The sequence below is a fragment of the Burkholderia ambifaria AMMD genome (assembly GCF_000203915.1).
Classification (GTDB): Bacteria; Pseudomonadota; Gammaproteobacteria; order Burkholderiales; family Burkholderiaceae; genus Burkholderia; species Burkholderia ambifaria.
Genome location: NC_008391.1, coordinates 1,122,832 through 1,142,469 on the forward strand (window position 1 = coordinate 1,122,832; position 19,638 = coordinate 1,142,469).

Consider the following 19,638-nt stretch of genomic DNA (forward strand, 5'->3'; position numbering starts at 1 on the left):
CGCCGCGCGGATCCGGCAACGCGGCTCGCCCCCGAACGGCTACCGCGACGACGCAGCCGCGCTTTCCCGCGCGACGCGCACCTCGTACGTCTTCAGGTGGTTGTAGGCGATGCGCAGCAGCGACAACGCATCCGCCGCCTGCGGGTCGCGGCGCGCGAGCAGGTCGCCGATCACGTGGTCGGCTTCGACCCGCGCGCGGTTCTCGACATCGCGCAGCATCGACGCGGTCAGCGGCGATGGCGTCAGCACCATCCGCTGCATCCGCTCGATCGCGGCCGGATCGGGCCGGTAACCGTTGTGCGCGGCGATCGCGCTGCATTCGTCGAGCATCGTCTCGAGCAGACGGCGGCCGTCCGGCGCGGCCAGAATGTCGCCGACCGAGCCGCGAAACAGCGACGTGCTCGCCGCGAGCGTCGCGAGGAACACCCACTTGTCCCACATCCGTGCGGCGATGTCGTCGCTGAGCGTCGCATCGAAGCCCGCGCCGCCGAGCACGTCGGCCAGCGCGCGCACCCGCGCCGATTCGCCGCCGGCGAGTTCGCCGAACGACAGCCCGTGCGTATCGTTCAGGTGCACGATCCGCTGCTCGCGATCGAGCGTCGCCGCGATCACGCACAGGCCGCCCAGCACCTGCGCGGCGCCGAACCGGTCGCGCAGCACGTCGAGATGGCGCATTCCGTTGAGCATCGGCAGGATCAGCGTCGACGGCCCGACGAACGGCGCGAACGACGCGATCGCATCGTCGAGGCTGTAGGCCTTGCAGCTCAGCAGCACCAGGTCGAACGGCGCGGCTGTATCGCCGGCGCGCACCGTCTGCACGTTCGCAAGCGTCAGGTCGCCGCGCGGGCTGCGGATCACGAGCCCGTCGCGTGCGAGCGCGGCCGCGCGAGCGTCGCGCACCAGGAACGTCACGTCGCGCCCCGCCGCCGCGAGCCGGCCGCCGAAGTATCCGCCGACCGCGCCGGCTCCCACCACCAGAATTCGCATCCGTTGCCTCCTTTCAGGTTCGTTCGACGCCGCCGCTCCGCCCGACTATCCGGGCACGACACATCACCGTCATCGCCCGACAGTATAGCGACGGCGAATATGTATATGCATAGATGACCGCACCGCGTTCGCTGGTATCGATGCTGCCGTTTCTAAGGGATTTCCCGCCTACGGTCATGCGCGTGGCGTGCCGTCAAAGACTTATCCCGTCACGCCGTTACGGCGCGCTTGTTCGACCGACCGACCTCACTTACCCATGCGCACCCTTTCCCTGAATCAGAAACTCGCCTCGATGATCGTCATTCTGTGGCTCGGCCTGCTCGTGATCGCCGGCATCGGCGCGTGGCAAACGCGCGCATCGATGATCACGGACCGCCGCGACCAGTTGGCGTCGCTGGTCGCGCAGGCCACGAGCGTGACCGACCACTACTACAAGCTGTCGCAACAGAATGCGTTGCCGGAAGCCGACGCGAAGCAGAAGGCGCTCGAGGCGATCGCCGCGATGCGCCACGGCACCGACGGCTATATCTCGGTCAACGACTCGAAGCCGGTGATCGTGATGCATCCGATCAAGGCCGAACTCAACGGCAAGGACGTGTCGAATTTCGCGGATCCGAACGGCAAGCACCTGTTCGTCGAGATCGTGAAGGCCGGCAACGCGGAAGGCGGCAAGGGCTTCGTCGAGTATTTGTGGCCGAAGCCGGGCGCCGACAAGCCGCAGGACAAGACCAGCGCGGTGCAGCGCTTCGCGCCGTGGGACTGGTATCTCGTGACCGGCATGTACATGGACGACGTGCGTTCGGCGGTGCTCGCGAGCGTCGGCCGCTGGCTCGCGATGACGGCCGTGCTCGGCGCGATCGCGACCGCCGTGATGGTGATGGTGCTGAAAAGCGTGCGCGCGAACCTCGGCGGCGAGCTCGAGGTCGCGCTCGACGCCGCGCAGCGTATCGCACAGGGCGACCTGACCGCGCGCGTGAACGTCAAACATGACGACCGCGGCAGCCTGATGCATGCCCTGCATACGATGCAGGGCGGGTTGATCGACATGGTGTCGCGCGTGCGGATGGGCACGGAGAACATCAACGTCGGCGCGGGCGAGATCGCGTCGGGCAACACCGACCTGTCGCAGCGCACCGAGGAGCAGGCAGCCGCGCTCGTGCAGACCGCGTCGAGCATGGACCAGATGACCGCGAACGTGAAGCAGAACGCGGACAGCGCCGCGCAGGCCGCGACGCTTGCCGATCAGGCCGCGCAAGTCGCGTCGCGCGGCAGCGAGGTGGTCGACAATGTCGTGCGCACGATGAACGAAATCACCGACCGCTCGCACAAGATCGGCGACATCATCGGCGTGATCGACGGGATCGCGTTCCAGACCAACATCCTCGCGCTGAACGCGGCCGTCGAGGCGGCGCGCGCCGGCGAACAGGGCCGCGGCTTCGCGGTGGTCGCCGCCGAGGTGCGCTCGCTCGCGCAACGCTCGGCGACGGCCGCGAAGGAGATCAAGTCGCTGATCGTGTCGTCGAACGAAACCGTCGAGCATGGCGCGACGCTCGTCACGCACGCGGGCGAGACGATGGCCGAGATCGTGCAGTCGGTGCGGCGCGTGAACGAAATCCTCGACGAGATCAGCCATGCGTCGCGCGAGCAGAGCGCGGGGATCGAGCAGGTCAACCGCGCGGTGGGCGAGATGGACCAGGTCACGCAGCAGAACGCGGCGCTCGTCGAGCAGGCCGCGGCCGCCGCGCATTCGCTGCGCGACCAGGCCGAAGCGCTGCGCGACGCGGTCACGCGATTCGCATTGCCGGCCTGAGGGGGTGGAAGCGGGCGGAATCAGGGCGGGTTCGGCGGGTTCGGTGGGTTCGGCGGTTCCGTCGATTCCGTCGATTCCGTCGATTCGGTCGATTCGGTCGATTCGGTCGATTCGGTCGATTCGGTCGATTCGGTCGATTCGGTCGATTCCAGCGGTTCCGGCGGTTCCGGCGATTTCGGGCGATTCCGCGGGTTCCGGCGATTCCCAGCGATTCCCCCTGATGGCCCGGCGCCCCCCGCGGTGCCGGCCCTGCCCGGCCCGCACCGCTTTCGCGCTTACCCCGCGCCGACCGGCTGACTCGCGCCCCCGCCGCCGCCGAACCCCAGCCCGGCCGCCCGCTGGACCAGCTCGATGTCGTTGGTCACGCCGAGTTTCTTCATCGCGCTGATCTTCTGCGCGCTGACCGTCTGCTTCCCCTTGTTCAACCGCTGCGCGATCGTCTTGATCGGCACGCCGGCCAGATAGAGGCGAATCACCTCGATTTCGCGCGTCGACAGCTTCACCGGTGGCTGGTCGTGTTCGGCGAGCGCCTCGAGCGCGCGCCGCACGAGCGGCGACAGGTAGCGCCCGCCGCTGTAGCTCGAATGGATCGCGGTGACGATATGGCCGACATCGTCGAACTTGCTGACGAGGCTCGCGCCGCCTTGCGCGAGGATCGAGCGGAAAATCACCGGATTCTCGTTCCCGACCAGCGCGACGATGCCGACGTTCGGGCGCGAGCGGCGCAGCCAGTCGAACAGCGCGAGGCCGTCCATCCGCGCGTCCTGGCCGATCGCATAGTCGACCAGCACGATGTCGCAGTCGATGCGGCCGAGCGCGTCGACCAATTCGTCCGGGGTCCGTGAGACGCCGACGAGATCGATCGCGCACGCGTCGCCGGCAATGTGCTCCATGCCCGCGAGCGTAAGCGGCCAGTCGTACGCGAAAACAGTGCGAATACTGAATTTCCCCATGCGCAATTCCAGAAGGTTCGCCGGGCCCCGCTACGCGGAATGCGGGCGCGGCCGAATCGGCGTTGAATGACGTGCGAGATATTTTTATCTCGAACGTCATTCTAGGAAGCGGCGCGCGCCCGGGATATCGGACGCTGTATAGATTGGCCTGCGGGAACGTAATACGAGTTTGATATTTGCGTCGGTCCGGCCATTCGGCGGCAGGCTGAATCGGCCGAATGGCCGACATTGCGGGCGGCGCGGGCCGCACGAACGGCCCGCAGGGTAAAATTGCGGCCTTTGCATGCCACTCCGGGCGACCGGCCGCGGGCAGCGCGCCGCTCCTGGCCGCGCGCCCCGGCCGTTCGCCGCGCTTCCTCCATGACCGAATCCGATCTGCAATCCGACGACACCGCCATCCACCAGGACGGCCTCTGGCACGACAACGGCTGGACCGCCCGCATCATCAAGAACGAGGACGACGACGGCTGGGCCGTCGAGATGATCAAGGACGGCGAAGCCGAGCCCGCGCTGGTCGGCCCGTGGACGATGGGCCGCGACAAGAAGAACCCGAAGCCGATGGACGCGAACGCGTTCCGCACGCTGGTGAAGACCGCGACCGAGGTGCTGATGCGTCACGAGCAGCAGCGCCGCGCGATGCTGCACAAGGAAGTGACGGTCCAGGGCGACGACGGGCAGGATGTGTCGGTGACGCTCGACATCGTGCCGGACGAGTTCGAGCCGTATGCGCAACTGAAGGCGTTCGACCCGTACGGCGAGCTGCTGGCCGACGCGAAGGTGTCCGCCGGGTTCAAGCTCAACAAGGCCAGCGCCGCGCGCTGGGTCGAATCGGGCTTCGAACGGCCGGCTTGATGCGCATGGGTGGGCGCTGATGGGCTGACGGGCTGATGGGCTGATGGGCTGATGGGCTGAGGGACTGCGGGGCTGACGGACTGAGGGGCTGACGGGCTGCGGGCTGACGGGCTGCGGGCTGCGGGCTGCGGGCTGCGGGCTCCGGGCTGGCGGGTTGCGGGTTGCGGGTTGCGGGCTGCGGGTTGCGGGCTGCGGGCTGGCGGGCTGCGGGCTGGCGGGCTGCGGGCTGGTGGGCTGCCGGCTGCCGGCGCGCGACCCGACGGGCTTAGCGAGCCGACGTGCTAGCGCGCCGATGAGGTAGCGGGCCGATAAGCTGGAGAGCCGACGGCCGAGCGACGCCGCGCCGCCCCGGGCCGAGCACAACCCGCATCAACCATGCAGACTATGCAGCCCATGCGCGATCATCAGGCGGTACAGCGTCGCGCGCGAAATCCCGAGTTCCGCCGCGACGTCGGCATGCTGGTGCCGATGCCGCAACAGCGTTTCCTCGATCGTGCGGCGCTCGGCCTGCCGGCGCGCCTCGGCGAGCGTCGGCGGCCGATGCGACGTGTACTGGCTCAGCTCGAGATCGACGGCCGAGATCAGCGGGCCATTCGTCATCACGACCGCGAAGCGGATCCGGTTGATCAGTTCGCGCACATTGCCCGGCCACGCATAATTGTGGATCGCCTCGATCGCGCATGGCGTGAAGCCTCGAATCCGGTGCGCGCCATCGTCGCGATAACGCCGCAGCACGTGATCGGCGAGCAGCATGATGTCGCGGCCGCGCGCGCGCAGCGGCGGCTCGTCGATGCGCAGCACGCACAGGCGGTAATACAGGTCCGCACGGAACCGCCCCGCCTGCACCGCGGCCTCGAGATCGACATGGGTCGCGGACACGATCCGCACGTCCACCGGAATCGACACGCGCCCGCCCAGCCGCTCGATCTTGCCCTCCTGCAGGAATCGCAGCAGGCTCGTCTGGCTCTCGAACGGCATGTCGCCGATTTCGTCGAGAAACAGCGTGCCGCCGTGCGCGGCCTCGATGCGGCCGATCTTGCGCTGGTGCGCGCCGGTGAACGCGCCGCGTTCATGGCCGAACAGCTCGGCCTGCAGCAGCGTCGACGGGATGGCCGCGCAATTCACGGCGACGAACGGCGCATCGGCGCGCGACGAATGCTGGTGGATCGCCGCCGCGGTCAACTCCTTGCCGGTCCCGGATTCGCCGGCGATGAACACGGCGGCGTCGGTGTTCGCTACCTTGCGGATCGTCGCGAACAGCCGGCGCATCGCGCCGCATGCGCCAATCATCGCCCCGCCCGGCGGCGCGGCATCGACGGCCGGTTTTTCGCTGTCCACCAGTTTCAGCATCCCGTACGCATGGCCGACGAGATAGCCGATCGTCCTGCAGGCCATCGCATTGCACACGTAGTCGAAGCAGCACTGGCGGATCAGGCGCGCGACGGTGGCGTCGCGCAGCCGCTCGTCGTCGGCGAGCGCGACCCAGCCGATACGCGGATCGCGCAGCAGCGCCTCGAACGACGCGACGTCGGGCGACGCGAAGCCGTCGAAATCGACGATGCCCGCGTGCAGGCGGTTCGCCTTCACGAGATTGATTGCGTCCGCAACGGATTTCGCCCGCCATACGTTCCAGCCGCGCGATGCGAGACAGTCGACGAGCCACGCATCGGGATGCTGCGACAGGTAGACGAGCGGGCGCGTGAGCGCGGCAGGGGGACGCCGGCCCGGGACGAACGGCGGCATGCATGCGGCCCGTTCGCCGTCGTGCGGGCCGGACAGTCTGATCGGGCAGTAATGGTTCACGGCACTCGCCTTCCCGGATCAATCGTTTTCGACATTCACTCCCGTGGCATGCCGGCATACGGCAGCCGCTTCAACGACCGAAAATGCGCGAATAGACGGCGTTCGAGCTAGTCCAGCCAGCGCCGGTATGTGTCCGGCGCAATCGATACGGCCCTGCACGACCGAAGCGGGATCGGCGTCAAGCTGACCGGTACGAACAGCAGGGCCCATCCGGATGAAGGGGCGCACCGCGGTCCACAGGTCGTCGTGCGGAACGACAGGCGTTCCAGCACGCGCAACACGCGGATGCCGGGAAAACGGCGGCGACGAACCCGCGATGCAGGCACTGCATCGCGAGTCGTACGACACGCTGCGCGGCTACGCCAAGGGTGCGCAAGGAATGCGCGGATCACGTCATGGCTTCTGGTCTTCATCATCGTGTCCCCGAGTGCTTATTGACGAGTTGGCCACGCGCCATCCTTGCTGCATCGGATCGACCGCTCGCCGGTGCATCCAATATCGCAAGCGGCATGCCATGCGTGATTCCATCGACGGTTGCGCGTCGCATACCGTCCGCGAGGCTTGACCTATCGTCGGGAATCGCCTGTTTTGTTTCAGGAATGTATCGCGACAACCGTCGGGGGCTTGCGCCTCGGCTCCGGCAAACCGTCTGCATATCGAAACAGCGACGGCGCGTTATACGTGCGACGAACATTTCCGAAGTGATATCGGTCGCGCATCCCGTCGCCGAAAACCTATCCGTGCCACGGGAGATCTACGCGGAAGGTCCGTCATTGCGCGATCTTTTTTGCGCGACTCGAGCGGTCGGCCTGCATCTGGCCCGTTTCCGGCCGGCGATTGCCGCATCTGTCCGTCCGCCCGCCCGGGGGATACACGCGTGAAACCGAAGTTCGTGCGCGACCCGCGGGGACTCGGGCTCGCCGCAACCGCAATGACCGGCGCGGCCGGCTACGTGCCGAGCAACTCCGTCTTGCGCAGATGCACGACGTCGCGCATCGGTGGTGCGCCGAACAGCCGGCTGTATTCGCGGCTGAACTGCGACGCGCTTTCGTAGCCGACGGCCGCGGCCACCGAACCGACGTCGCCGCCCTGCCGCAGCAACAGCCGCCGCGCCTCGTGCAGCCGCAGCTGCTTCTGGTACTGCAGCGGGCTCAGCGTGGTCACGTGCTTGAAATGATGGTGCAGCGACGACACGCTCATATTGACCGCCTGCGCGAGCGTGTCGACGCGCATCGGCTCCGCGTAGTGATCGCGAATCCATTCGATCGCGCGCGCGATCCGGTGCGTCTGGCTGCCCGCGACGGCCATGTGCCGCAGCCGCGTGCCCTGCCCGCTCGTCATCAGCCGGTACAGCAGCTCCTTCTCGATCAGCGGCGCGACCACCGGAATATCGGCCGGCGTATCGAGCAGCCGCAACAGCCGCAGCGCGGCATCGAGCAGCGGCGGCGTCAGCTCGGCGAGCGCGATGCCCTCGCCTTCGGGGCCCGCTTCGGGCTCCGGCAGCCGCATCTCGGCCGCGAGTTCGACGATGCGCTGCAGATCGAGCGTCAGCGACATGCACAGATACGGCGCGTCCGGCGATGCCCGCGTGACGCGCGAGAGAATCGGCAAGTCGATCGACGTAATCAGGCAGTTCTGCGTGTCGTATTCGTAAGTCTGGCCGGCCACGATCACGCGCTTCGCGCCCTGCGCGGCAATCACGAGCGCGGCACGCGACACGCCGCAGCCGAGATCGACCGGATGCGCATGCCGGTGCAGCATCAGCGCCGGCACGGCGGTCGAGTGGGAGCCGTCCGCCGGCGCGAAACGGCCGATCAGCGACGCCAGTTCGCGCCGTCCGGATTCGCGCGACGCCGCGATATCGGTCATGTCCATGACGGATTCCTCGCTTCATTTCCCTGGATCGCGGGAGCATAGCGAATCGCTTGCCGCCGTGCCGGGGATTTGCAGGATTGTTCAATAAATTTGCAGGATTGGGTAGACGTAAAAACCGACCGTTCGCGCACACTGCCACCTGATCCGGTTTATGCCGGGTTTTCCCCACGGAGACAAAAAAATGCCCACCACGTTTGTCCTGAACGGCAAGAGTGTCACGCTCGATGCCGATCCGTCGATGCCCGTCCTCTGGGCGATCCGCGAGCACGCGGGGCTGACCGGCACGAAGTTCGGCTGCGGCATGGCGCAATGCGGCGCCTGCACGGTTCATCTGGAAGGCCAGGCCGTGCGCTCGTGCGTGCTGCCGCTCGCCGGCGTCGCAGGCAAGCACGTCACGACGATCGAAGGCGCGCAGAGCAAGCCCGCGCAGGCCGTGCAGGCCGCCTGGGTGAAGCTGCAGGTACCGCAGTGCGGCTATTGCCAGTCCGGCCAGATCATGTCGGCCACCGCGCTGCTCGAACAGAATCCGAAGCCGACCGACGCGGACATCGACGCCGCGATGAACGGCAACCTCTGCCGCTGTGCGACCTATGCCCGCATCCGGGCCGCGATCCACGACGCCGCCGCGACGCTGGGAGCCTGACCATGACGATCGAACTCGACAACCCCGATTCGGTGCGCCCGTCGCGCCGCACCTTTCTGAAGGCCGCAGGCGCCGCGGCCGCCGTCAGCCTGACGATCGGCTTCGAATGGGCCGGCCTCGGCCGCCGCGCGCTCGCCGCGACGGCGCCCGCCGCCGACTTCGCGCCGAACGCATTCCTGCGCATCACGCCCGACGGCAAGGTCACCGTGATCGCCAAGCACGTCGAAATGGGCCAGGGCGCGTACACGGGCATCGCGACGATCGTCGCCGAGGAGCTCGACGCCGACTGGTCGAGCGTGCGCGTCGAAAGCGCGCCGGCCGACGCGAAGCGCTATGCGAACCTCGCGTTCGGCACGATGCAGGGCACGGGCGGCAGCTCGGCCATGTCGAACTCGTGGCAGCAGTTGCGCGAAGCGGGCGGCAAGGCGCGCGCGATGCTCGTGTCGGCCGCCGCGGCCCGCTGGAAGGTGCCGGCCGGCGAGCTGACCACCGCCAACGGCGTCGTCACGCATGCGAAGAGCGGCAAGACGGCCGCGTACGGCACGCTGGTCGCCGACGCGTCGAAACTGCCGGTGCCCGACAAGGTCACGCTGAAGCAGCCGGCCGACTTCAAGCTGATCGGCCATCGCATTCCGCGCGTCGACGGGTCGGCCAAATCGAACGGCACCGCGCAATTCACGCTCGACACCACCTTCCCCGGCATGCGCGTCGCGCTGCTGCAGCGCCCGCCGCGCTTCGGCGCGACGGTCAAGTCGTTCGACGCGACGGCCGCGAAGGCCGTGCCGGGCGTGGTATCGGTCGTGCAGGTGCCGGGCGGCGTCGCGGTCGTCGCGACCGGCTTCTGGGCCGCGAAACAGGGCCGCGACGCGCTGAAGGTCGATTGGGACGAAGCGAACGCCGAGAAGCGCGGCTCGGACGAGATCATGCGCGAATACCGGCAGCTCGCCGCGAAGCCCGGCGCGTCGGCGCGCAAGGACGGCGATGCCGACGCGGCGATCGCCGGCGCCGCGCGCAAGATCAGCGCGACCTACGAGTTTCCGTATCTCGCGCATGCGCCGATGGAGCCGCTCGATGCGGTCGTCAAGCTGACGGCGAACAGCTGCGAGATCTGGGCCGGCGACCAGTTCCAGACGGTCGACCAGGGCAATGCCGCCAAGGTCGCGGGCCTGAAGCCCGAGCAGGTGCGGATCCACACGCTGTATGCGGGCGGCAGCTTCGGCCGGCGCGCGAATGCGTGGTCGGACTATGTGGTCGAGGCCGTGTCGATCGCGAAGGCGCTCGGCGCGGACGGCAAGCCGGTCAAGCTGCAGTGGACGCGCGAGGACGACATCCAGGGCGGCTTCTATCGCCCGATGTACTTCCACAAGCTCGATGCAGGGCTGACGAAGGACGGCAAGCTGGTCGGCTGGCGCCACCGGATCGTCGGCCAGTCGATCCTCGCCGGCACGCCGTTCGAGGCGTTCATGGTGAAGAACGGGATCGACGCGACGTCGGTCGAGGGCGCGGCGAACCTGCCGTACGCGGTGCCGAACGTGTCGGTCGAGCTCACCACCACCAAGGTCGGCCTGCCAGTGCTGTGGTGGCGCGTGGTCGGCAGCTCGCACACCGCGTATGCGGTCGAGGCGTTCGTCGACGAAGCCGCGCACGCGGCGGGCAAGGATCCGTACCTGTTCCGCCGCGACCTGCTCGCGAAGGAGCCGCGGATGCGCGCCGTGCTCGAGCTGGCCGCGCAGAAGGCCGGCTGGGATCCGGCAAAACCGCTGCCGAAGGGCCGCGGGCGCGGGATCGCGGTGGCCGAGGCGTTCAAGAGCTATGTCGCGCAGGTGGCCGAGGTGTCGGTGGACGCCGACGGCAAGGTGAAGGTCGAGCGCGTGGTGTGCGCGGTCGACTGCGGGATCGCGATCAACCCGGATATCGTCGCCGCGCAGATGGAAGGCGGCATCGGCTTCGGGCTCGGCGCGGCGCTGCACAGCGCGATCACGCTGAAGGACGGCCACGTCGAGCAGCGCAACTTCGACGGCTACCACGTGCTGCGGATGGCGGAGATGCCGAAGGTCGAGGTGCATATCGTGCCGTCGGCGGAGGCGCCGACCGGCGTCGGCGAGCCGGGTGTCGCGCCGATCGGGCCGGCGGTCGCCAACGCGATCTTCGCGGCGACCGGCAAGCGGCATTACGTGCTGCCGTTCGACTCGGGCGATAGCGCGAAGGCTTGACGGGCGGGTGAAACGCCGGCCGTGCGACGGGAACGTCGCGCGGCCGGTTTTTTTATGCCGCGCTGCCGCCCGCAGCCCGCCGCCCGCGACGCGATCGCCCCGGATCGCTCATTGCTGTTCGACCTCCGGCCAAAGCTTCGGGAACAGAAATCGAAGTGCCGCAAGCGGCAACCCGAAGGAAAGGTCGCCACGGTGCGAAGGAGAAGTCAGCAGCCCGAAATCGATCAGCGATCGAACGATGCGGCGCGCCAGCACGTCACTTACTCCAAGCATCTGCGAGAATTCCGCACGCGTCACGGCTCGGCGCAGTGCGACGAACTCCATGGCCAGCGCCGCGGCCTCCGGCTTGATGACCGATTTTTCCGAACGGATGGTCCAGGGATTGAATTCCAGGTAGCGCAGCAGATCGAGCATACGCGCCGTCACACCTTCGAATTCGGTCATACGGACCATGAATCCGACCTGATCCTCGCAGCAGTCCAGAAAGAACCGCGCGAACTTGACGAGGGCTTCCTGAGACAGGTTGCCTCGCCCGTCCAGATCGTTGCGCCGCGTCTGATCGGCTTCGCTTAGCCTCGCGTAATACTGCTCATGCTCGCGCGCCAATCCGCGAAGCGGCGACCACAGCCCATGGGTGAGATCAGCGGCGCGTAATGCAAGATGCGAATGCAGACGTGCTACCCGGCCGTTACCATCCATAAACGGGTGCACCCACGCCAGACGATGATGCGAGCACGCGATCCCGATCACCTGATATTCCTTCGCGCGAATGCGGGCATAACGTGCCGCCCAGGCCTGCAGCAACGGTTCGATCATCTCCGGCTCCGGCGCCAGATGGCGTCCGACCGTCACATCCGACCGCCGAAGCTCGCCCGGAACAATGATTTGCCCGTCCTCGGTGAGTCGTTCATCTTCAGGCAAACAGGAAAAGAACCGCTCGTGAATCACCGGGATCCGCGCGGATTCGAACAGCCCGGCGACCGGAAGCGCAGCCCATTCTTCCTCGAGCGCCGCTTCCGTGGCGATATGTGCGACCGCGAAGCGCTGCTTCTTGCGCTCCACACTGTCGGACGAATAATCCCGATGAAGCGCGGCCTCGATATTGGCCGGAGTCGTATGCTGGCCTTCGATCTTGTTCGTGTAGTACGAATTCATCGCGCGCAACTGCGGAGCGAGTGCGCGGGCCAATGGCGTATCCCTCACGGTAAGCAAGCGCTGCGACGAATCAACGAGCTGCCCGGCTTGATCAAGCAGCGGATCGAGGACACGGTCCTCGGGAAACAGCGGTTCGAAGGTGGCAACGGTCGTCATGCTTCGCCGTAGGGTTCCATGTAGGGTTGAATGTAGGGTTTGATGTCGCCAATTATAGCGACTTATATGCATGATTTATATGAGATTTCTCGATCATTGAGTTGGGTTGAATGTAGGGTTCCGTGTCGTGTTTATTTTGCCCCCCACTTGGGCAGCGCCACACTGCACTGCGGCGACCTCGTCATCGGCTCGTCCCCCACGTTACGCCACCCGTAACGCCCGTAACGTTCCCGCGCGATGCTACGTAACAATCCTTCAATATTGGCCGGGCCCTTCTCGACCGCGCCGCGCGCCGCGCGTTAAAAATTCTTTTAGATTCAATACTGGCGGGCCGCCCGCCCCGCTTCCACCGTCCGTCGCTGCCCCACACGCCCTCCCTGGCCCGGAAGTTGCGGTACATGACCCGCAAACACTCCTTTACGGACATGCGAGGGCCACCATGGATTGCAAATACCTGTACATCGACAACATAAAAATCAACTTCGTGCGCCGCACGATCGAAATCGACAACAAAATCGTCGACGTCACCCCGCGCGAATTCGATGTCGTCGAATTCCTGCTCGACAATATGAACAAGATCGTGCCGCGGCAGGCGATCCAGGAGGCGGTCTGGGGCCGCGAGCTCGGCGTGTCGTCGCGCACGCTCGACACCCATATCTCGCGCATCCGTTCGAAGCTGCAGCTCGATCACGACAAGAACCTGCGGATCATCCCGATCTATGCGGTCGGCTATCGGCTGGTGCTGTTCGGCGCGGCCATGACGCACGTCGAGCGCCACGACGCGGCGCCGATCCTGCGCGCCGCGCCGCAGTCGGCGCTGGCCGCCGACTACGCGTAACACGTAGCGGCTTACCCGCGCGCCGCCATCGCGCGGCGCGCCGGCAAGGTTTCCCTTCCTCGCGCGCCGCACGTGCAGCATGCAGCGCCTCGCGGCCCGGCACGCGCGCCTCCTCGCCGTAAAACGAAACAACACGACCGCCGCCTCCGGGGCGGCGGCCGCATTTGCGCGGGCGACGCCACCGGCCACTCGGCCACTCGGCCGCGCCACCGCGCAACAGCCTTCGTAGCTCACCGCCGCCCCCACGCCCACCGCACACCTACGACTACGGATTCCGGCACGGCACGCGCCCGGCGCCGTCCCTACAATCGACGCAGCAGCCGCGCGCCCCGGCGCCGCCGGCCACAACAACCTGTCGAACCAACGCCGAATCCGCCCTGATCCCGCCGTGCCTGCGCTGTCCCTGACGAATGCCGACGCCGGCGACGCCGCGAACCGGGCTCCGCCCGCCGCCGCCACCCCGGCCGCCGCCGCGGTCGCGCTCGACGCGTCGCCCTATCTGCCGCGCCTGTCCGCCGCCGCCGCGCGCGGGCTGTCGCACGCATACGGCGCGACGGCCGCGGCTCCGGTCACGCTCGGCGAACACGCGTACGAGGTGCGCTGGCGCGTCGATGCCGAACCGGTCGCCGACGCCCATGCGTACCGCTTCGTCATCGGCCCGGCCGCCGGCACGCTGTGGATCGATCCGCTCGCCGAAAACGAGTGGCTCGGCGACGCGGCCGACCCGGCCGTGCCGGCCGTGATCCGCGCGGCGCTGCTCGCCGATCTCGCCGCGCCGCTCGCCGCCGCGCTGCAGGCCGCGACGCGGCAGCGCGTGGAATTGCTGCCGCCGCCCGCGAGCGTGCCCGCGTGGCGCACCGCGCCGGCCGCGCTGCGCTTCGAGCTGCGTCGCGCCGACGGCGCGTGGCGCTGCCATGGCGCGCTGCTGTTCGATGCGCCGGACGCGCTCGCGGTGTTCTTCGCGACGCCGGTGGCCACGCGAGCCGATACGCGCGCCGCGTATGCGGGCCTGCCGGTGCCGCTGGTATTCGAGATCGGCCGGACCGAGCTGACGATGGCCGAGCTGGCCGACGTCGTCGGCGGCGACATCATCGCGATCGAGCACTGGCGCGCGCACGAGCAGAACCTGCTGTGCGTTGCACGGGTGCCGGCCGCGCCGGCGTGGGAAATCACCGGACGGCCGTCGGGCAACCGGCTGACCGTCGAACGAATCAGGGAGATGCCTTTGGAACCGACCCGCACCGATACCCCGTCCGCGACCACGCACGACGCGTCGGCCGACGATGCGCCGCGCTCGCTCGACAGCCTCGCGGTCGACCTGCGTTTCGAGTTGCCGCCCACGTCGATCCCGCTCGGCGAGCTCGGCACGCTGCAGCCCGGCGCGGTGATCGAACTGCAGCAAGGGATCAACCAGAGCGTGATCCATCTCGTCGCGAACGGGATGCTGATCGGCACCGGCCAGCTGATCGCGGTCGGCCAGAAGCTCGGCGTGCGCGTCGTCACGCTGACGCAGCCCGCGCCGCGCGAGCGCTGAACGATGGGCAACCTGCCGAATCCGGTCGCGCTGATCGCGGTGATCGCCGCGCTCGGCATCGCGCCGTTCGCGGCGCTGATGGTGACGAGCTATACGAAGCTCGTGGTCGTGCTCGGCCTGCTGCGCTCCGCGCTCGGCATCCAGCAGGTGCCGCCGAACCTCGTACTGAACGGCATCGCGCTGATCCTGTCGCTGTTCATCATGGCGCCGGTCGGGATGTCGATCCGCGACGCGCTGCAGTCGCGCCACTTCGATGCATCGGGGCAACTGTCGACTTCCGATATCGGCGTACTCGCCGATGCCGCGCTGCCGCCGATCAAGGATTTCCTGGTGTCGCATACGCGGCAGCGCGACCGCGAATTCTTCGTGCGCACCGCGACGTCGGTCTGGCCGAAGAATCGCGCGGACGGCATCAAGGACGACGACCTGCTCGTGCTGGTGCCGAGCTTCACGCTCGCCGAGCTGACCAAGGCGTTCCAGATCGGCTTCGTGATCTATATCGTGTTCATCGTCGTCGACCTGCTGGTCGCGAACATCCTGCTCGCGCTCGGGATGCAGATGATCTCGCCGACGACGATCTCGGTGCCGTTCAAGCTGCTGCTGTTCGTCGCGCTCGACGGCTGGTCGCTGCTCGTGCACGGGCTCGTGCTGTCGTACCGCGTGGCGGGGGCGGGATGAACGCGCGCGGCCCGCGCTCCGCCGTTGCGAGCCTGTGTGCGCTGGTCACGACGCTCGCACTAGCGCTCGCATGGGCGGGCCTGCTGCCGCGCAGCGCGCACGCGGCCGGCAACGCCGCGGGCTTCGCGCAGCTCGCGCGCGCCTGCGCGCCGAATATCGACCCCGACACGCTCGCCGCGCTGGTGCACACCGAATCCGGTTTCAATCCGTATGCGATCGGCGTGGTCGGCGGCCATCTGGCGCGCCAGCCCGCGTCGCTCGACGAAGCGCGCGCGACCGTGAGCGAGCTGGCCGCGCGCGGCTTCAGCTACAGCGTCGGCCTCGCGCAGGTGAACGAGCGCAATTTCGCGAAATACGGCCTCGACGATACGACGATGTTCGAGCCGTGCCGCAACCTGCGGGCGGGCGGCGCAATCCTGACCGAATGCTTCGCGCGTTCGTCGAACACCGGCCGCCCCGCGCAGGCCGCGCTGCGCGCGGCGCTGTCGTGCTACTACAGCGGCAACTTCACGACCGGTTTCTCGAGCGGCTATGTGAGCCGGGTCGTCGCAAGTGCGCAGCGCAACGCACGCGAAGGCGGCGTCGAGCCGATTCCGGTGGTGCGCGACGTGCCGCCGCCGGCGCGGCAGCGACGCATGGATGCAGCCGCCACCACGCCGCCCGAACATGCGCGCCGGCTCGCGTCGCCCGCGGCATCGGCCGACGCGCCGTCGTGCCACGCGCGCCCGGTCGTGATGATGTGTCGTGGGTTGTCGGCAAGCCAGGCGAAGCGGCTGTGCGTGCGGTGTCTCGATCAGTGAGCGGCGACACAACACAGGCGTGACCCCGGCGTGACGCGCAGGACATGACGCGGCACGCCGCGTCATCGCGCATCACGCGGCGCGCTGGGCCTCCAGCCACGCCTGAAACATCAGCACCGTCCACAGCTGGTGCTGCCAGTTCATCCGGCCCGACTGATGCTGCCGCCACAGCCGCTCGACCGCCTGCGCATCGAAGAAGCCCTCGTCGCGCAGCCGCGACGGCTGCAGCAGCGCGTCGGCCCAGTCGCGCAATGCGCCGCGCAGCCAGTGATCGACGGGCGCGCAGAAGCCCTGCTTCGGCCGGTCGATCAGCGACGACGGCACGTACTGGTCCAGCAGCCGGCGCAGCAGCGCCTTCGACTGCCCTTCCGGCAAACGCACCGACGCGGGCACGCGCCACGCGAATTCGACGACGTGATGATCGAGGAACGGCATGCGCGTCTCGAGGCTTACGGCCATCGCCGCGCGGTCGACCTTCGCGAGAATGTCGGTCGGCAGGTACGTAAGCGTGTCGATCGCCATCGCCTGCTCGGCGAAGCTCAGGTGCGCAGGCCAGGCGGACACGGTATCGAGCGGCGTCGGCGGCTCCTTCCCGGCGAGCGCGATGCGCTCCGGATGATGCACCGACGACATCAGCAGCCGGTACAACCCGATCCGGCTCTCGGCCGTCATCACATGGCCGAGCTTGTGCAGCCGGTCGCCGATGCGGGACGCCGATTCGCGCGCTTCCACGCCGCTCCACGCGCCCTGCGCGACCGCCGCGAGCTGGTCCGCATGATCGGGGCGCAGCGCGTGCAGCGCGGCGGCGATCCGCGCGCGCACGGCCGCCGGCACGCGATGCAGCTTGCGCCACAGGCGCGGCGTCAGGAAATAGCGCGTATAGCCGCCGAACAGCTCGTCGCCGCCGTCACCGGACAGGCTCACCTTCACGTGCCGGCGCGTCAGCTCCGACACGAGGAAGGTCGGGATCTGCGACGCATCGGCGAACGGCTCGTCGTAGATTGTCGGCAGTTTCGGCACGACGCCGAGCGCATGGTCGGCCGTCACGTAGAGTTCGGTATGCCGCGTGCCGAGATGGCGCGCGACCGCCTTCGCATAGCCGGCCTCGTCGTAGCCGGCCTCGTGAAAGCCGATCGTGAACGTGTCGACGGGGTTCGTCGACTGCGCCTGCATCAGCGCGACGATCGCCGACGAATCGATGCCGCCGGACAGGAACGCGCCGAGCGGCACGTCGGCTTCCATCTGCCGCGCGACGGCCTGCCGCAGGATCGCGTCGAGCTGCCCGACGGCCTCGTCGGCGTTGCCCTCGAACGGCCGCTCGCGGCCCGCCTCGATCGCCTGCTCGAGCGTCCAGTACGCGCGCACGGGCGGCGTGTCGCGCGCGTGCTCGAACTGGATGAAGGTGCCCGGCGGCAGCTTGCTGATGCCGCGATAGATCGTATGCGGCGCGGGTACGCTCGACTGGCGCAGGTACAGGCACAGCGCGTCGCGATCGATCGTGCCGTCGAAGCCCGGATAGCCGCGCAGCGCCTTCAGCTCCGACGCGAACACCAGCGCGTCGCCGATCCGGCCGTAGTAGAGCGGCTTCTCGCCGATGCGGTCGCGCGCGAGCGTCAGCACCCGCGACGCGCGATTCCACAGCGCGAACGCGAACATGCCGGTCGCGCGCCGCAGCGTCGCCTCGACGCCCCACGCGACGATCGCCGCGATCAGCACCTCGCTGTCGGAGTGGCCGCGCCACGCCGGTGCACGACCCGCGCGCTCGAGCTCCGCGCGCAACTCGCGATGGTTGTAGATTTCGCCGTTGAAGACCATGACGTAGCGGCCGCACGCGGATGCCATCGGCTGCCGGCCATGGACCGACAGATCGACGATCGCCAGCCGCCGGTGGCCGAGCGCGATACCGGCTTCCGGGTCGACCCAGAGGCCCTGCCCGTCCGGCCCGCGATGCGCGAGGCTCGTCGTCATTCGCGCGAGTGTGCCGCGCGCTGTCTCCTCATCGAAGGCGACGCTATTCAAAAAGCCGTCGATTCCGCACATTTGATTTGTCTACCCCTGTTGACCTGTCCCGTCAGCGGCGGCGCGACTTCGCGGCCCGCCGTCCCACTGACGGTCGAGCCATATTACGAAGAAATAAATCAGCAATAATTCATGGGTGAATGTCAGACGAAGCAGGAAAAAAAACGGCGTCAAGTGCGGCGCGCGTGGCTTGTTAGCTGAGAAGTAGGACCACATCGCAGCGAAAACGCGCAGGCCGGCGTTCCGGCCCCGATACACGATCCGCGTCAGACAGCGCCCGTCGCCCACTTCAGCAACTGCGCGACCTCGCGGAAATGCTGCTGCTGGATCGTGCCCTTTTCAGGCGTGCTGTCGTATAGCGCATGCGCGAGGCCGGCGTTCGCGAGCGTCGGGCGCAACGCGTCGCGCGCGAGCCGCACGATCCGTTCGGCCGCCTCGCCCTCGCCGCGCGCAAGCACCCACGGCAGCGTGCCGATCCCGCCGTAGTAGAGCGCGACCGCGACGCTCGACGAATAGACGACCACCGACGCGAAGCCGATCCGGTCCTGCAGCGACGAGAACTGCGCTTCGCGCGCGAGCTGCCTGCGCTTCGCCTCGATATGCGGGTCGCCTTCGTCTTCCTTGTGCTCGCGGCGCACTTCCTCGATCGACATTTTCATTTTCTGATTGAATTCGTGCCGCTGGTGCACGATGTCGATCAGCGCCATCACGATATAGATCAGCGCGGCCCAACCGAACAGCAGCATCAGCAGCTTCACGATCAGCGCGAGAATCGACATCGGCCGCGTGAAGCCCGACTGCACCGACGGGTCGAGCGACTCGACGATCAGCCAGCCGAGCGTCGCGGCCAGCAGCACGGTCTTCAGCAGCATCTTCGCGAGGTTCACGAGGTTGCGCATCGACCACATGTTCTTCAGCCCCTCGGCCGGATTGAGCCGCGACAGCTGCGGCACGAGCCGGCTCCATGCCATCACGCCGCCCACCTGCACGAAGCCCGCGAGCAGGCCGGCCAGCAATCCGGCCGCGACGATCTGCGCGGACAGCATGGCCCAGTCGCGCGCGGCGCCGTCGATCAGCGCCGCGAGCCGCGCGGACGGGTCCGCCGCGCCGGCCGCGTCGAACACGAGCCGGAACAGCGCCTGCAGCCGCGCGAACAGCGTGCCGAGCCCCACGGCGAGCGCGACGCACACGCCGACGAAGAATGCCGACGAGATCGTCTCCGCGCTCTTCGGCACATCGCCTTTCTGGCGCGCGTCGCGCAGGCGTTTCGCGGTCGGCTTCTGGTCTTTTTCGGCCATGATCGCTCCGGCTCCGGCGGCCCG

15 protein-coding genes are annotated in these 19,638 nt (G+C 68.0%); 8 read left to right on the forward strand and 7 right to left on the reverse strand.

Annotated elements, in window-relative coordinates; all coding sequences use genetic code 11:
• Positions 1–39: 39 nt before the first annotated feature.
• On the reverse strand, positions 40–987 hold the full coding sequence (gene panE, locus BAMB_RS21055) for a 2-dehydropantoate 2-reductase (RefSeq protein WP_011659194.1): 948 nt from the start codon (positions 985–987) through the stop codon (positions 40–42).
• A 256-nt stretch (positions 988–1,243) separates the two neighbouring features.
• On the opposite strand from panE, the gene BAMB_RS21060 reads away from it, so the two are divergent.
• Positions 1,244–2,797, forward strand: a complete 1,554-nt coding sequence (locus tag BAMB_RS21060) for a methyl-accepting chemotaxis protein (RefSeq protein WP_011659195.1) — start codon at positions 1,244–1,246, stop codon at positions 2,795–2,797.
• A 275-nt stretch (positions 2,798–3,072) separates the two neighbouring features.
• Here BAMB_RS21060 and BAMB_RS21065 read toward each other — a convergent pair whose 3' ends face one another.
• Entirely contained in the window at positions 3,073–3,750 is a 678-nt protein-coding gene (locus tag BAMB_RS21065) for a LuxR C-terminal-related transcriptional regulator (RefSeq protein ID WP_011659196.1), read from the reverse strand.
• A gap of 360 nt (positions 3,751–4,110) precedes the next feature.
• On the opposite strand from BAMB_RS21065, the gene BAMB_RS21070 reads away from it, so the two are divergent.
• Entirely contained in the window at positions 4,111–4,602 is a 492-nt protein-coding gene (locus BAMB_RS21070) for a hypothetical protein (RefSeq protein ID WP_011659197.1), read from the forward strand.
• A 369-nt stretch (positions 4,603–4,971) separates the two neighbouring features.
• On the opposite strand, the gene BAMB_RS21075 is transcribed toward BAMB_RS21070, so the two are convergent.
• Entirely contained in the window at positions 4,972–6,345 is a 1,374-nt protein-coding gene (locus BAMB_RS21075) for a sigma-54 dependent transcriptional regulator (RefSeq protein ID WP_045554981.1), read from the reverse strand.
• 1,008 nt (positions 6,346–7,353) lie between these two features.
• Positions 7,354–8,280: an AraC family transcriptional regulator gene (locus tag BAMB_RS21080; RefSeq protein WP_011659200.1), complete on the reverse strand. Its 927-nt coding sequence runs from the start codon at positions 8,278–8,280 to the stop codon at positions 7,354–7,356.
• Between the two features lie 181 nt (positions 8,281–8,461).
• Between BAMB_RS21080 and BAMB_RS21085 the strand changes: the two genes are divergently transcribed.
• Complete coding sequence (locus tag BAMB_RS21085; protein WP_006754332.1) at positions 8,462–8,923, forward strand: (2Fe-2S)-binding protein; 462 nt, start codon at positions 8,462–8,464, stop codon at positions 8,921–8,923.
• Positions 8,924–8,925: 2 nt separating this feature from the next.
• Entirely contained in the window at positions 8,926–11,136 is a 2,211-nt protein-coding gene (locus BAMB_RS21090) for a xanthine dehydrogenase family protein molybdopterin-binding subunit (protein WP_011659201.1), read from the forward strand.
• Between the two features lie 108 nt (positions 11,137–11,244).
• On the opposite strand, the gene BAMB_RS21095 is transcribed toward BAMB_RS21090, so the two are convergent.
• The gene (locus BAMB_RS21095; RefSeq protein ID WP_041491498.1) at positions 11,245–12,447 is read right to left on the reverse strand and encodes a Fic family protein; all 1,203 of its coding nucleotides are present in this window, start codon (positions 12,445–12,447) and stop codon (positions 11,245–11,247) included.
• Positions 12,448–12,886: 439 nt separating this feature from the next.
• Here BAMB_RS21095 and BAMB_RS21100 point away from each other — a divergent pair, with 439 nt between their 5' ends.
• From BAMB_RS21100 to BAMB_RS21115, 4 genes are all read left to right on the forward strand, one after another.
• Complete coding sequence (locus BAMB_RS21100; protein ID WP_006754334.1) at positions 12,887–13,285, forward strand: winged helix-turn-helix domain-containing protein; 399 nt, start codon at positions 12,887–12,889, stop codon at positions 13,283–13,285.
• Positions 13,286–13,673: 388 nt separating this feature from the next.
• A complete protein-coding gene (gene sctQ, locus BAMB_RS21105; RefSeq protein ID WP_011659203.1) occupies positions 13,674–14,819 on the forward strand; it encodes a type III secretion system cytoplasmic ring protein SctQ in 1,146 nt (381 codons plus the stop codon).
• Between the two features lie 3 nt (positions 14,820–14,822).
• Positions 14,823–15,497, forward strand: coding sequence for a type III secretion system export apparatus subunit SctR (sctR, locus tag BAMB_RS21110; RefSeq protein ID WP_006755970.1), 675 nt, complete (start codon positions 14,823–14,825; stop codon positions 15,495–15,497).
• Complete coding sequence (locus BAMB_RS21115; RefSeq protein ID WP_011659204.1) at positions 15,494–16,297, forward strand: lytic transglycosylase domain-containing protein; 804 nt, start codon at positions 15,494–15,496, stop codon at positions 16,295–16,297. Before sctR ends, BAMB_RS21115 begins: the two co-directional genes overlap by 4 nt.
• 72 nt (positions 16,298–16,369) lie before the next feature.
• On the opposite strand, the gene asnB is transcribed toward BAMB_RS21115, so the two are convergent.
• The gene (gene asnB / locus BAMB_RS21120; RefSeq protein WP_011659205.1) at positions 16,370–18,337 is read right to left on the reverse strand and encodes an asparagine synthase (glutamine-hydrolyzing); all 1,968 of its coding nucleotides are present in this window, start codon (positions 18,335–18,337) and stop codon (positions 16,370–16,372) included.
• 245 nt (positions 18,338–18,582) lie between these two features.
• Positions 18,583–19,614, reverse strand: a complete 1,032-nt coding sequence (locus BAMB_RS21125) for an EscU/YscU/HrcU family type III secretion system export apparatus switch protein (RefSeq protein ID WP_011659207.1) — start codon at positions 19,612–19,614, stop codon at positions 18,583–18,585.
• Positions 19,615–19,638: the final 24 nt, after the last annotated feature.

Coding starts and splice junctions, on each gene's coding strand:
- panE (WP_011659194.1), bottom strand. CDS start 987: ATGCGAATTCTGGTGGTGGGAGCCGGCGCGGTCGGCGGATACTTCGGC.
- BAMB_RS21060 (WP_011659195.1), top strand. CDS start 1,244: ATGCGCACCCTTTCCCTGAATCAGAAACTCGCCTCGATGATCGTCATT.
- BAMB_RS21065 (WP_011659196.1), bottom strand. CDS start 3,750: ATGGGGAAATTCAGTATTCGCACTGTTTTCGCGTACGACTGGCCGCTT.
- BAMB_RS21070 (WP_011659197.1), top strand. CDS start 4,111: ATGACCGAATCCGATCTGCAATCCGACGACACCGCCATCCACCAGGAC.
- BAMB_RS21075 (WP_045554981.1), bottom strand. CDS start 6,345: ATGCCGCCGTTCGTCCCGGGCCGGCGTCCCCCTGCCGCGCTCACGCGC.
- BAMB_RS21080 (WP_011659200.1), bottom strand. CDS start 8,280: ATGGACATGACCGATATCGCGGCGTCGCGCGAATCCGGACGGCGCGAA.
- BAMB_RS21085 (WP_006754332.1), top strand. CDS start 8,462: ATGCCCACCACGTTTGTCCTGAACGGCAAGAGTGTCACGCTCGATGCC.
- BAMB_RS21090 (WP_011659201.1), top strand. CDS start 8,926: ATGACGATCGAACTCGACAACCCCGATTCGGTGCGCCCGTCGCGCCGC.
- BAMB_RS21095 (WP_041491498.1), bottom strand. CDS start 12,447: ATGACGACCGTTGCCACCTTCGAACCGCTGTTTCCCGAGGACCGTGTC.
- BAMB_RS21100 (WP_006754334.1), top strand. CDS start 12,887: ATGGATTGCAAATACCTGTACATCGACAACATAAAAATCAACTTCGTG.
- sctR (WP_006755970.1), top strand. CDS start 14,823: ATGGGCAACCTGCCGAATCCGGTCGCGCTGATCGCGGTGATCGCCGCG.
- BAMB_RS21115 (WP_011659204.1), top strand. CDS start 15,494: ATGAACGCGCGCGGCCCGCGCTCCGCCGTTGCGAGCCTGTGTGCGCTG.
- asnB (WP_011659205.1), bottom strand. CDS start 18,337: ATGTGCGGAATCGACGGCTTTTTGAATAGCGTCGCCTTCGATGAGGAG.
- BAMB_RS21125 (WP_011659207.1), bottom strand. CDS start 19,614: ATGGCCGAAAAAGACCAGAAGCCGACCGCGAAACGCCTGCGCGACGCG.